General features: G+C 58.5%; 6 protein-coding genes and 2 pseudogenes. 6 read left to right on the top strand and 2 right to left on the bottom strand.

What is annotated here, in order from left to right; all coding sequences use genetic code 11:
- The first annotated feature begins 72 nt into the window (after positions 1 to 72).
- The 3 genes and pseudogenes from NKI73_RS16090 to NKI73_RS16080 all read left to right on the top strand — a co-directional run bounded on the left by NKI73_RS16090 (position 73) and on the right by NKI73_RS16080 (position 6,423).
- Positions 73 to 1,108 (top strand): annotated as a pseudogene (locus NKI73_RS16090) (IS110 family RNA-guided transposase).
- Between the two features lie 702 nt (positions 1,109 to 1,810).
- Positions 1,811 to 4,810 carry an AAA family ATPase gene (locus tag NKI73_RS16085; RefSeq protein WP_352631277.1) on the top strand — a complete coding sequence of 1,000 codons (3,000 nt, stop codon included), beginning with the start codon at positions 1,811 to 1,813 and terminating at the stop codon, positions 4,808 to 4,810.
- Positions 4,801 to 6,423, top strand: a complete 1,623-nt coding sequence (locus NKI73_RS16080) for a hypothetical protein (RefSeq protein ID WP_352631275.1) — start codon at positions 4,801 to 4,803, stop codon at positions 6,421 to 6,423. The genes NKI73_RS16085 and NKI73_RS16080 overlap by 10 nt, the downstream gene beginning before the upstream one ends.
- A 93-nt stretch (positions 6,424 to 6,516) precedes the next feature.
- Here the strand turns inward: NKI73_RS16080 and NKI73_RS16075 are convergent, their stop codons facing one another.
- Both NKI73_RS16075 and NKI73_RS16070 read right to left on the bottom strand, forming a co-directional pair.
- Positions 6,517 to 6,732 (bottom strand): helix-turn-helix transcriptional regulator, encoded by a 216-nt coding sequence (locus tag NKI73_RS16075; protein ID WP_352631273.1) that lies wholly within the window; start codon positions 6,730 to 6,732, stop codon positions 6,517 to 6,519.
- Between the two features lie 128 nt (positions 6,733 to 6,860).
- Positions 6,861 to 8,200: pseudogene (locus NKI73_RS16070) on the bottom strand (Ti-type conjugative transfer relaxase TraA); the annotation flags it as partial.
- A gap of 304 nt (positions 8,201 to 8,504) precedes the next feature.
- On the opposite strand from NKI73_RS16070, the gene NKI73_RS16065 reads away from it, so the two are divergent.
- From NKI73_RS16065 to NKI73_RS16055, 3 genes are all read left to right on the top strand, one after another.
- Positions 8,505 to 8,831, top strand: a complete 327-nt coding sequence (locus NKI73_RS16065; protein ID WP_352631271.1) for a conjugal transfer protein TraD — start codon at positions 8,505 to 8,507, stop codon at positions 8,829 to 8,831.
- Between the two features lies 1 nt (position 8,832).
- Entirely contained in the window at positions 8,833 to 9,081 is a 249-nt protein-coding gene (locus NKI73_RS16060; RefSeq protein WP_352631269.1) for a conjugal transfer protein TraD, read from the top strand.
- A 665-nt stretch (positions 9,082 to 9,746) separates the two neighbouring features.
- Positions 9,747 to 13,439 (top strand): RNA-dependent RNA polymerase family protein, encoded by a 3,693-nt coding sequence (locus tag NKI73_RS16055; RefSeq protein ID WP_352631267.1) that lies wholly within the window; start codon positions 9,747 to 9,749, stop codon positions 13,437 to 13,439.
- Positions 13,440 to 13,631: the final 192 nt, after the last annotated feature.

Here is a 13,631-nt window from a genome sequence, read left to right as displayed (position 1 = left end):
GTGCAGCGCTTCGAGCTGATGGTAGAACGTGGTCTGTCCAACAGCCACAAGCATCAGGAAAGGAAGCGCAATATGAAGCACTTTGTCGGTCTCGATGTCTCGGTGAAGGAAACCGCCGTTTGCATTGTCGACGAATCCGGCAGGATCTGTCGTGAAGTGAAGGTGGTCAGCCACCCTGACGATCTCATTGTGGTGCTGAAGGCCTCGACTTGGAACATTGAACGGATTGGGCTCGAAGCCGGCCCCTTGTCGCAGTGGTTATTCGAGGGGCTGGCCAGGGCGGGGTTGCCGGTCATCTGCATCGAAACACGTCATGCGAAAGCATTCCTGAAGGCGCAGCCTAACAAGACGGATCGCAATGATGCGCGCGGCATAGCCCAGATGATGCGGGTCAACCTGTTCCGCCCGGTGCATATCAAGACGCTGACGAGCCAGAAACGTCGGGCGCTGCTGACGGCCCGCAAGATCTTGCAGGAGAAGGCGATCGCGATCGACAACGACATCCGCGGTCTTCTGCGCAACTTCGGGCTTAAGGTTGGCGCCGCGGGAACGGCGAAGTTCGAGGACCGCATCCGTGAGCTCGTCGAATGTATGCCCGATCTCGAACAGATCATGGAGCCACTGCTGGCCGCCAGGCGAAAACTGCGCGAGGAATTTGCTCACCTGCACAGACAAGTGCTGGCGATCGCCAGGGACGACGCGACCTGCCGGCGCTTGATGACGGTTCCTGGTGTCGGCTCCATAGTGGCGCTCGCGTACCGCGACGATCGACATTCCACAGCGGTTCAGAAATTCCAAGGCGGTAGGGCCGATCCTGGGGCTGACACCAATGCTCAATGAGTCCGGCGAGAGCAAGCGCGTCGGATCCATCTCCCTCTGCGGGGATGGCATGATGCGAACATTGCTCTATGAGGCAGCCCAAGTCATGCTGACGCACGTGAGGAAATGGTCATGGCTGAAGGCTTGGGCGATGAACGTCGCCAAGCGGCGTGGCTTGCGAAAGGCGACAGTCGCGCTCGCACGTCGCCTGGCGGTTGTCATGCACCGTATGTGGCTGGACAATACCCAGTTCCGCTGGACCCGGGAAACCATGGCGTCAGCCGTCTGACAAAAGGCCGGGAAGAAGAGGTAGAGAGTTCCGCCCAACGGCGGAAGCATGTCCTTCGCGGGACGACGGATGAGGTGAGTTCGCGATCATGGGCGTACCGGTCATGTCTTGCTGGCCAGGACGCGAATCAGATTGTTCCGCCTTATCCTCTGATCCCATCAAGGGAGGGCCAACGGCCGATCCCGAAGAGAAGCACGAACCCGCGAATGACGTCAGACGTTGGTAAGGCGGAAAATGACAAAAGCGCTTGACCCCAAGCCGCCGAATAGAGAAGCCATGATCCGAGCTCCACAACAGCTTGCACGTGGCCAGGCCGGATCGGTGTTGCATCACCTAGCCGAAGGCGGCACCTGCCGGCGGCATTACGGATTATCTGTTTCCGATCAATCAGCAATGCGCCTCATTCCCGCTGTTCACGGTGATCGTCGTGACCCCGAAACACGCCGCTCCAGCTGACCGCATCTGCACGCACTCCGCAGCATCGCTGCTAAGACTTGGCAATCCCGAAACCGTTCGACATCAGCGGTCACTTTGTCCGAAGCCGGATACTCCTAGCAACTCGAAGCCAGAGCCCTCTTGCAAGGGCGGTGCTCCTACCGGCATATGCTTCTAGATGGGGCGAAGTTGGCGATATGGTAGTGTTCCAGAGCTTGGTTCGCACCCATAAACCAAGAGTTCGATATTGACGGAAGTATAGTAGACATGGCTGATTTTGCATTTCGATTTCTCTTATGGGATAATGATCAGCCATATCAATCGTCTAAATGCTTCATAATCGCCGATCCGGCCATTAACGACCGTAAACAGTGGACGCTCCAACTGGAGCGCCCAGACGATGCGTCGTGGTTTTATGAAATCGATGACATCAAGGACTGGATGTTGCACGGTAACCCAGTGCGGAAGATTTTTTACGATCGGGCGGATCCTCGCACGCCGTTCCGACAGTTCGAACGAGACGAAGTCTTTCGAGAATATCTCCGCAAGATCCTCGACAGGATACCCGCCGAATATCAGTCGCGGCGCAAATTTGCCCTCATGCCGTCGATCGCCGATAGTGACGCTAGAACGCGATACAAGGATGGTATAGAGGCTGCCATTCCGGGTGTCACAGTTCTCCCAGAACCAGAGATGGTCGCGGAGTATTTTCGTCTTCTCAAGCGCAGTCTGAAGCTCGAGGCAGGCGAGAACAATGTCCTCCTCGTCGTGGACGCCGGCGCCTCGACCGCCAACATGACCCTGATCGTCAGTCGCCGCGATAGTACCATCCTCAACATAGACAAGACGGGTGCCCAGCGCGACCTGCGGCTTCGCGCGCTGCGTGGGGATAGCGATGATCATGCCGGTCGATGGGTCGATCGGCGACTGGCCGAACGTCTTGGCCTGAATGTTACGGACACGGTCCTGCGCGACATCGAACGGGCCAAAGTGCAAGCTAGTTTGGGCAAAACTCAGGACTCCTACGCCCACTCGTTGCCGCAGACATCGCTTGCAATTGACCCAGCCATGCTGGCCTCCGTTTCTTCAGAGCTTTGGGCGGAGTTGCGTCCATTGTTCGAAAAGCTATGCGAACGGCTTTACGAAAATCAAATCTCTTCGCAGGACGCCCGTCTAAAGAGCGAAGAACGTCTCCATGAACGCGACGTGAATGCGCCTAGTGACGCGCACCGTCTGATAGACACGATCCTGCTGGCGGGTGGAACAAGCCTCCTGCCGGGCTTTGAAGAGGCGATGCTGGCGACGCTCTTCCCGGACGGTCATCGCCCCAACGTGCTGCGTGTAGGAAGCTCTTTCGCCGTCGCAGCTGCAGCTGGCGGCCTTGCACATATTCTGCACAATTACGCTCCGCCCCGCCTTCGAGAGGCTAGTGGACCGAGCAGCGAGCTCTTCACGGCTTCACTTGAGGCCACTCTCCCCCATCCGTTGCTATTGGGTGTCAAGGAGGCGGCGGAGCGGGAGCGTTATGTCACCGTGCTTGATCCAAACGACCCGTTTGTAGATGACGGTGGGGAACGCCTGATCGAAGGCCTAGCCGCTCTGGCCCAAGGCGCTGAGCCCAAGGCGCGGCTGGTACCCGCCCTCACTGCCGGGGTCGAGGCCCGCCGCGGCCGACGCTTTATGCCCATACAAGTCCGCCATTCGCCTGGTAGGATGCGGCTGGTGTGGGACCCGGCAGCCGAGCGGGCGTCCATAACCTCGGAACAGGTGGACGGAACGGGGCATCTCTGGATCGACGCCAGCAAACTGCGAAAGAGAAAGGAAGCTGCGCTCAATCCCTTCGACGAGCCTCTGCCGACGAACGCGCTGGCAGTCGACACTGCCGATGACATCATTATTGATCTCGGCATGTCTAAAATCGTCGCGGTCACAGCCGAACGCGGATGGGTCTCAATCGAAGAGCTGGAGCGGCTTATCAAGGAAGGGGACCCAGCCGCTGCGCGTCTGATGGCCGGAATCGATGTCGACGACGATCCGCATACGGACGATGATCGCGAAGCAGACGTCGCAATTGGTCGCGACGGCCGACCTGTTCGCCCCCACGTTGAGGACGCGTTTCTCACGTCGGATGACGGCATTGATGCCGCCGAACCGTTGGCTGATGTGGTCGTCAGCGAGATGAGACTCGTCGACGGCGCTCCTCCGGCCAAGGCGGGACCGGTAGTCGCCGCATCCGGTCCGCTCTTACATTCTGCCCGATCCGAGCGGGATGGCCGCTCGGACTGGAGTATTCGGATCGCAGACTCTGATTTCTCCCACGCTTTGACGACCTTGCGCGACGTCCTTAAAAGTGAGGCTCCTCATCTCCACTTCGATGACATCGTAGTGTCGCTTCTGGCGCTCTCTGTCCGACCGATCGTGCTACTCGCCGGGCCACCCGGCTGCGGGAAATCGACGCTCGTACGGTTGATCGCCCGTCTCTTGGGCAAGAACGCTGGAGAAGACTTCCATGATGTCGCCGTGCAGGCGCATTGGGCGGACGACGAGCCCCTTTTTGGCGACAAAGGCATGCTGAATGCTTTGCGCACGCAACGGGAGATGGCCCATCTGGTCCTGTTCGACGAATTTAATCTGACGAGGCCAGAATATTATCTATCTCGGCTCTTCCATGCTCTCGATAGCGGGACTGGCACGCTGACTCGAGATCAGCCGATCGCGGCCTGTCGGGTATTCGGGACGCTGAACATCGACGAATCGTCCAGGCCTCCCTCCCCAAAGGTAATCGATCGCTGTTTTCTGTTAGAGCTATCGCAAGTCCCCTATGATCGAGAAATACCGTCCGAGCTTACGATCTTGCGTTCTCTCACGCCGCTCCCAGGTCTGCCGGCAGTCTCGATGACTGGTGCGAGCACCGATGAACGAATTGATGGCGTGTTGAGCGCGCTTCACAAGGCGGTCTATCACCATGATCTTCGTCAAGATCTGCTGCCCTCGCGCCGGGTGCTCTCCGACATCAGGGCATCGCTTAGTCTGCATCACCGGCTTGATCTCCAGGGCAAGGAGCTCTTGGATCGCAGCGATCTGGTGGATCGCCTCATCGCAAGCCGCATACTTGTGAAACTGTCGGGTGCCTTCGATCAGCTCGCCCCCGCGCTCACGGCGATCGAAGCTTTTGTCGAAGATGGCGAGGATCTGCCCAGAACACGACGTCGCCTCAAACTGGCGCGCCAGCAGGCGCACCTCGGGTTCGTTTCCCCGTGGCAGTGAACCAGACGACCATCGAAGAGGTGCGCGTCAGGGACGCGGACGGGACGGGTGTCAAATACCCCTGGAAACCGGACGCATGCTATCTAATCCGAGACGATCATCCCTATCTGGATTTCTTAACCCGGGGCCACCCCGCGCAACCTAGCCACCGTGAAACGAAGGTTTCGAAGCTGTCCGAACTTTGCGAGGACGGTATGCAATGGCAGCGATGGGACCTGTCAGAGGAATTGTCGAGACAGCGGCGGCTCGGCGAAGTCAGCGCCGTGTTAAAATTCCCCAAGGACAGTGTGCTGCGCTGCTATGTCATCCCGACGGCGCTTATCAGCTATCGCGATGTGGTTGCGATGGCGGAGGATATCGAAAGTGAACTAGGGTTCGCAGCCGTGTGGGACATGCTGGCCGACCGGCCCGGCCGGACATGGAGCCGGCCCGTGAGCGGGCCGCGCTCAAGCACGCCGGCCGAGATCATGAGTCTGCTCGAAGACGAGATCCGTGCTGCAGGCTCGATCCGCAATGATCCCTTCACGGAATTGGCGCCTCACTCGAGACAGGATGTGCCGCTCGCAGAAAACGCCCTAGTCTCCCACTGGGCGACTCGCCGTTCCGGTCAAGTATGCGACCTTGCCAAGGTTCTACAGCGTGCGCTTGAGACCATGGCGGCCAAAAGTGGTCGGAAAAATCCTGGTAATCGTCAGACAAAGATCAATGCGGAAGTCGAGCGCCTGAGCTCAATCTTGCGTGGACTCGGCGATGTGAGGACGAGGCTTGCTGGTTTCGTGAGGGACATTGAGCTTGGTACACGAATCCACCCGAGCCCGCTTTTTCAGCGAGATCACAGAGTTCGATCGCTGCTACGCGCTTTCGCGCCGACCCCGTCAGAGGCGATTTCTGAGGTTGAATCGGCGCGATCTCATTACCCACCGCTCTTCCTCAATCGTCTTTGGGAGCTTTGGGGAATTGTTTGGATCGCAAAAGAGCTGCGCCGACAGGGATTCTCCGGCCTGTGCACCGTTGAGGTGGTCGAGAGTGTGAAACGAAGCTCTTGGCATCTCACGAGAGGTGAGGTTGTCATCGAATTGGACTTCGAGGCTGAGCCCGTCTTCATCGACTATGACCGGATCCCCCCGGCACATGAGCGCGCTACGCCCGCGCTGGAGTGGGCGGCGCGCCATCAGGACCTTGATGTCGAGCGCCCTTTTATAGGAACAGAGCTCAAGTGTTCGCCTGACTATCTGGTTCGGATAACAACGCCGACTCAAAAGGCGCTGTTGGTAGGGGACGCTTGCTTGGCCAGTTCCGAGCATCATGGAAAGTCGGGCGAGATTACGAACTCGAAACCCTATACCGTCGAGAAGTATAGGAGAACCATTGGTTGGTCCACTGAGGACCAGGTCGTCAGATGTCATCCCATGGGTGGATTTGTTGTGTTCCCCCCACCCGCCCGCGCGTGGAGCAGCCTCGAGACAATACCAGGTGCGAGCGACTGCACTCTACTGTGCCCAAGCCCCAATGGTGATACGGAAGCAAGCCGTCGATTGCAAGTTTTGCTAAAGGCCGTCATGCCCGAATTTGGCGAATCGGGAATGGCGGCAACGGTCCCGCCGTACCCTTAAACCGGATGGTCCGCTTCCGGCCCATTGCCAGCCGTTGAACTTGCCTCAGAGATGAGTGTTCAACCTTGACAGCAACGTGCCACTACACCGCCACTAGTCACTGTGTTTTCGTGATGCACTGGTGTGCCATGAGAGAGGATCGGCGATCCATCGCTTGACGTCGGACTCCCTCCATCCAGCCCTGTTGACACTGATCTTGATCTGAGCCGGGAACGTGCCTTCGACGATCTTGCGATAGATGGTTGAACGGGACAGGCCCGTCCGGCCAAGGACGGTTTTGAGGCGTATAATACGATCCGGCTCGGACATCGCTTGCCTGCACCTTACTGGTGGTCGCTGATTTCTGCTGGGACAGACAGGACGAACCCCTGCATCAGGCAATCAGGTTTGTCGCCTCAGCGGCCTGCTGGGTGGAAACGGCGGCAAATAGGCACTCCTTAGATCCCAATGCCCCGGCCCTTACCGATGCCATGGTTGAGTGCCAGTTCCGCGCCCAGGCGGCGACCTGAATCCACGTTGATGCCAAGCTCGCGTTGGCGGTTCGCCAGTAGGGATTCAAGCTGCGGGTCGCGTTCGAGGCTCTTGGCCATATCGGACATGGCCGTGCGCGTTGACTTATAGCCCGACATGTCGCCGGCCTGATATTGCTCCCGTCCGGTCCGGTCGAGCTTTTGCCAACGTTCGACGAACCGGTCGGCTTTGCGGCCGCGATCGATGTCCATCCCGGTGCGGATTTCCGTCTCAAGCTGGAGAGCAAGCACGGTGCGGCTGACCTGGCCGGCCGCCGCCTCATGGACAAGTTCGGGATTTTTCACATAAGCCGCTTCGGCATCGCGCCAGCCATGCGGCCGAACCTTCTCGAAAGAGCTGCGGGCATCCCGCGCATCTGGTCGGGACTGCCCTGCCCATCCGCATTTGCGTTGTGCAACATCGCGTCGAGCGCGCGCGCGTGACGAACAAGCGCCTTGGTGCGAGCGCTGCGCAACGCCGCTTCCGCGTCCACCGGCATATCCGTGTCGCGCGACACTCCCGTGGAGGGAGTTTTCCTTTCGGGCGTCGGGCCTGCATCTCCGATCCGTACCCTAGCGTCTTCCCTTCCCGGCCCAGGTCCACCTTCCTGCATGGGCTCACCGTCTCCGGGCGAGCGCAACCCGTCCAGCAGCTCGCCGATCCTGTCGCGCAGCTTGTCTGGAACGATGCGGCGCACGATCTCGACCACACGCTTGCGGAACGTGATGTCGCGCCGCTCGGCATAGCTCTGCACCGGGTCGATATGGTCATAATCCAACGCCATGTCCTTGGCGCGGTCCCGTGACAGCGTTCGGTTCAGCCGCTCGCGCGTACTGAAGTCGTCGCCGCCATAATGCAGGTCCACCGTGTCTCGATGTCGAGATAGTGCGACGTAGCTGCCATGTGCATCCATGCCTGGCGTTGCGAGCACATGGGTCCGGTCGACGGTCATGCCCTGCGCCTTGTGAATGGTTGCGGCATAGCCGTGGTCGATGTGGGCATAGTCTTTCAGGTCAAAGCGAACCGACCTGCCGTCATCGGTGCGCACGGTCGTGCTCTGTGTGCTGATTTTTTCTATGACGCCGAGCGTGCCGTTCTTGACGCCGAGCCCGCGCTCGTTGCGCAGGAACATGACCCGGTCGCCGCTGGCGAAGGCCCTTGCACCGCGTTCGACATCCACCTGAACATCGTCGCCGAGATCTCCCGCAACGCGCATGCGCTCGCGCGCTGCCTGGTTCAGCGCCCGCACCTCGTCGTTTATGTGGGTGGCCGAGAAGTCCTGAACACGATCGGTCCGCTCGTCGCGCAGCCGCGACGCCGAGCGGTAGGCGGCGGACGCGACAGCGCTGCTCCCAGCCTTGCGGCCAATGACCTTGACGTGAAGATGATAGATCGCCATCGCGACAGGATCATTTGCACGACAAAGCGTACGTCGGCACGACGTATAAGCGCGCCCTCCCTCGAAAAAATCTCGGGATGGACCAGCCCGTCCCGGGCTGTCTCGGCAACCTAGAAGCCTTCCGGCAGCCGCTCCCCTATCATCCAGAGATCGACAACCGATGGAGACAACTATGCGCAAACCACGGGACTTCGACGCCGAACTTCACGCCCTGGAAGAAAAAGCGCGCGAGCTCAAAACGCGAAAGGTGCAGCAACTTGGCGAGCTAGTGATCACCACCGGCGCCGATGAGCTCAGCACCGACGAACTGGCCGGCGCACTGGTCACGATCACTGAGACGAAAGACACCGCAAAGCGTGAGGCATGGGCCAAGCGTGGGGTAACGTTTTTCGAAAGCAGGTCCCGGCGAACTGCTCCGCCATCTCGGCGCAACGTTCAAAGCGATCCAGCGCAACAAGGCAGCTCACAATCGCCGGCAGGCGGCACGGGCTCGCAATGACATGCGCACGTGGCAGGTCGAGCGACGCAAGCGCACTCGACATCTGATCGAACTCGGCGGGCTCGTCGTCAAGGCAGGCATCGTTGACCTGACCAATGACGATCGCGCTACTATCTACGGCGCGATGCTCTGGATGGCCGCCAAGCTGCAGAGCCACGAAGGTGAGCATGCGCGCGACCTTTGGAATGCGAAGGGAAACAACGCGTTTGAGGCGGGACGGCATGAAGACCATAAGCGCCATCGATCATAGCGGTGTTTAGCTAGCGGCCGGCGCTCCCAGGCCCTCCATTTGGTCACACCCGGGCAACAACCGCGTCAGTGTGAAATGGGTATTACACTGAGAAAGCTGGCCAGCAGAGAATTAGAATCCCGCTCTCTCCGCCAAATGTGTTTGCAAGTCATTCAAAAGCTAACAATTTCGTATATTCGAATCGCGCAACCCGCTTTCCACCCACATTTTATTATGGATATATGAGGACATCCCTGGACATCTCTGGCGATCAAACATTGGATAGTGACACGTGAAGGCCCGAGAGCATCGGGCGCCTCTGGTAAAACAAGCCGCCGTTGCTATGCTCGGCGGCTCGGTTTGGTGAGATGCCGATATCCGCTATGAATGCTGCGTTACGTCGAATGAGATTCACCAATACGGGAGACTGAGCCGCTCAACAGAATGACGGCTTGGGCCCACTTCGGCCTTTGAAGCAGGCCTCGACAGAACCTCGGAGCCGACATGAGCAATCTCGATTGATGGTGCTTGGCCATCGGGATATCGGAATTTCAAGGTTTCGTTCGAGGAGTAAGGAGTTGACGATAACTGCAGTTGCAATTCGTCGTTGCGGCAATCCGTAATCCGCACCACAGTTTATTTAAAATATTTGCCGGCTCGAAATGGGTTAGGCCAAGCGGGGAACCATGCAACGTCTCGACCCAACGATTGAAGCTGTTTCGCAAGAATACGTCCTCATCCAGGCATGGAAAAAGGCCTCTGCCTGGATCCGGTACCACAACTGGTTCTCGGATACCTTGGAGCTGGATTTCGCCACCGCGAACCTTCCTGACTTCCTGCAATCAATAGGCGACGAACTGAGGACGGGGAAGTGGACTACGCTGCCGCTCCGGCTCGTGCCAGCTCCCAAAAGCCAAAAGTGGGCGGCGGCCAGGTCCGATATCTGGGGGCCAAAGAACCCTGGGGAGGTAAACTTGCGGCCTCTGGCCCACGTCAGCCTTCGCGACCAGGTCGCGGCTACTGCCGTAATGCTCTGCCTGGCAGACCGCGTCGAATCGCTACAGGGCGATCCGCACCCGTCCGAAGACAAGGAAGAAGCATGGAGTTCCGTCCTGTCCTACGGCAATCGACTCTTTTGCGACTCGGATGGTTTCGGTGGCCTTCAGCATCGTTGGGGGTCGTCAAAGCTATACCGGTCATTCTCTATCGATTATCGAAGCTTCATAGGCCGCCCCGAAGAAATCGCCCAGAGGCTGGAAATTGATGGCCACCGAGTCGTAATCGTAAGCTCTGACCTGAAGCAGTTTTACGACCGCGTGCGGCCGGCCATGCTCATGGAAAAGCTCGAGGGTATCAAACGCGAAGGCGACGATCCCCGGTTCTACGAACTCGCTGCTAATGTTTTGCATTGGACATGGCATGAAGACGACCGGTCCGATGTTGAGGAATACGCCAGGAAGGGAGAAGAAGTTCGCGGATTCCAAGAGATTTGCCTGCCGCAGGGCCTGGTTTCTGCCGGCTTCTTCGCGAACCTTGTCTTGCTTGATTTCGACCACCAGGTCGCCGCCAGTAGGGAAACGACGATCTCCGCCGGTATTTCGCTCCGCGATACAACCCGTTACGTCGACGACGTGCGCTTGGTCGTGACCGTCCCACGAGACCGGGATCTGGAAGAAATCAGACTCTCGGTCTTCGCCTGGTTGGCAGGGGTTCTTGCCGACGCGGCGCCGGGCCTTCTGGTGTCCGATGACAAGACGCAGGCCGCTAACTTTAGTGGTGAAAATCGTCCACTGCTCCGTCAGGGGCGGAAGATGGCCCGGATTCAGAGCGCACTTTCGGGTGGCTTTGACGCTACGAGGGGCGAGGAAATAATTGACGCCGTGCAGAGCCTCGTGCGTGCGCAGGAGCACTACAATCAAAGTAGGAAAGCCAGTAATGATCGAATGCTTCCGGTTCCAGACGTAAGGGACGCAACCGTGGCCCGCTTCTCGGCTGCGCGTTTCAGAACCACGTTCCGATCGCTGCGGCCCCTTCTGGACGGTGGCAGGGCAATCGGCGTCGAAACCGACCCAACGGTGGACGAAACGCCCTTCCGAGGAGCGGCGATGACGCGGTCCGAACTCGACGACGAGGCGCGTAATTTTGCGCTGAGTCTCGTCCAGCAATGGATCGACGATCCATCAAACGTGCGGCTCCTGCGCATCGGTCTGGACATCTGGCCATCGACCGAAGTTCTTAGGCTGGTGCTGGACCTTCTGCGCCCATACCTCAAGCGAACGCGGGGTCAGCCGCGCCTTGTTGCCCTGTACTGCCTCTCCGAGTTGTTCAAGGCCGGTGCAACCGAGACCGGCTTCGTGGAGGATGACGAGTGCCTGCCTAGCAACGTCGATGTCGAGGAATACCGGGCATTGCTGGCGGCCGAAGCCCTTCAAGTGGTGTCATTCGCCACTCGGACGACACCTTGGTACCTAAGGCAGCAGGCAGTCCTCTTGTTGGCGGTAATGAGGGAGAAAACGGACAGGCGCTGGACCGAGCGTGTTAGGATGCCGGAGACTCGGCTCTACTTAGAGTTTCTTTCCTTTCTGAACGGAGATCGGAAGTCCTCGACATATGCCGACTTCGCGACACTTGCGGTTATGGCCAGGCGGTCGGTCCTCGACGAAAGTGAAGCAAGGCAACTTATAGCTGGTTCGATAGATACGAATCTATTCGAGGAAATCGCGATTCGCGATCCTGCCTTCGCCGCCGAATTGCAGCCGTCATGGATACTCAGGGATCAGCCAAGTCCAACGCACGACGGCTGGACGTCATTGTCGCGGTGCAAATCCCCACGTGCACCCACGGACCCCGATCTCCGGAATGAGATAGGAGTCCTGAGCTTCATGTATGCATTCGCCAAAATGCTGCTGACCGAAAAGCAACCTTACGCAATGCCGCCTTCATCCATCGAGGTAAAGCTATCGAGCGATCGCAGACACACCGAGATTGTGGAGGTTCGGATTGCTGACAAAGCGTATGCGCCATCAGGGGTCCTGCAGGCGCTCTATGAACCTCCGATCTGGTGTGACTCGGGTCTACGCTGGAAATTCCAAATGGGGTACCTTGTCAGGTTCATACTTACCGGAAACCTCGATTTCACCGAAGTCCGTGTGCCATCATGGCGAGAGACGAGGACTATCTACCGGCAGGTGCGCAGCCATTGGTACCAACGTTCCTATGGCCTCCACAATGGACATGAGGGTTTCGGTGACGACTGGCTTGCCATTTCGCACACGACCGAAGACCTACTCTATTCGATGCTGGCATGGCCGGGGTGCAGGGTCGACGATGGCGAATGGCTAAAGCGAGACCCTGAGCAGCTTGTCCTGTTCCTGCACGAAAAACTGGAGGCAGCGAGACGCCACGTCGGAGAGGCTACAGGCACTCTGATGCTGCCGATATTAGCGCCGCTCCTGGCATATCCAAGAGAGGATAGACCGCTTCGGGGTTGCGTGGTGCAGACCATCACCCCAGAAGCTCATGAAATCGCGGATGGAGATCTCACGCTTTCGGGCACCGCTATCCGACAGAAGCATCGAAATCACCTTTCGACCGCGCTCGCGGCAGTGGAAAAGATGCTGGAACTCCGGGCGACCCATCAGACGCAGGACAAGCGACTAGACTGGCTAATCTTGCCCGAGCTCGCGGTCCATCCACGCGATATCAAGACTCACCTCATTCCGTTCGCGCGAGCCTACAAGACCATCATCCTGACCGGCCTGACGTATGAGGAGGTTGAACCTGGCTTGCCTCCAGTCAATTCGGCAATATGGATATTGCCTCAACTCATGGCCGGCAGGGGCCTCCAGATCAAGACCAGACGCCAAGGGAAGTTTCACCTCGCCAAGATGGAGAAAGCTTGGGAGGCCAAGAAATTGGTCCGTGGCTTCCGACCTGTTCAATGGCTTGTTGGTTACCAATGGACAACAAATCTCTCGGCAGATCCGCTCTGGCTCACTGCGGCCGTCTGCTATGACGCGACCGATCTCAGGCTTGCATCCGACCTTCGTAACAGGTCTGACGTTTTCGCCATTCCTGCGCTGAATCAGGATGTCGGCACCTTCGACCAGATGGCGGCCGCACTACATTATCACATGTACCAGCTAGTGATCGTGGCGAATAATGGAGGCTTCGGGGGGAGTAACGCGCATGTTCCTCGAAAGGAAAATCACCTGAAGCAGGTGTTTCACAGCCATGGACAGCCACAGGCATCGATTTCTTTCTTCGAGATCGAGGACATATCGGAAATGAAGGAGCGCCGTGACCTCGGAAAGGGTCTGTCTCCGGCTCCGCCATATAAAAAATCGGGAAGTTGGAAATACCCTCCCGCAGGTTATTGAGGTTGCCTCGAAGGCCAACATTGCAGGCGTTCCTGAGGCGAAGGCTGGCGATCGCAGCCGGAATAGCAGGCGTCAAACATAAGGCGGAAAAGTGACGCGGCGCACTTGGGTCAAGGTTGGCTTGCTTTGCTCGAGCCATGTCGGTTTCCCGAAAGATGATCTCTCGCCGCGATTGCAGAGCCGGTCGACCCC

The organism is Mesorhizobium sp. M0496, from assembly GCF_040321205.1.
Taxonomy (GTDB): domain Bacteria; phylum Pseudomonadota; class Alphaproteobacteria; order Rhizobiales; family Rhizobiaceae; genus Mesorhizobium.
The sequence above is the reverse complement of the archived record's forward strand: the minus strand, read 5'-3'. Positions and strand labels throughout refer to the sequence as shown.

Coding starts and splice junctions, on each gene's coding strand:
- NKI73_RS16085 (WP_352631277.1), top strand. CDS start 1,811: ATGGCTGATTTTGCATTTCGATTTCTCTTATGGGATAATGATCAGCCA.
- NKI73_RS16075 (WP_352631273.1), bottom strand. CDS start 6,732: ATGTCCGAGCCGGATCGTATTATACGCCTCAAAACCGTCCTTGGCCGG.
- NKI73_RS16065 (WP_352631271.1), top strand. CDS start 8,505: ATGCGCAAACCACGGGACTTCGACGCCGAACTTCACGCCCTGGAAGAA.
- NKI73_RS16060 (WP_352631269.1), top strand. CDS start 8,833: ATGCGCACGTGGCAGGTCGAGCGACGCAAGCGCACTCGACATCTGATC.
- NKI73_RS16055 (WP_352631267.1), top strand. CDS start 9,747: ATGCAACGTCTCGACCCAACGATTGAAGCTGTTTCGCAAGAATACGTC.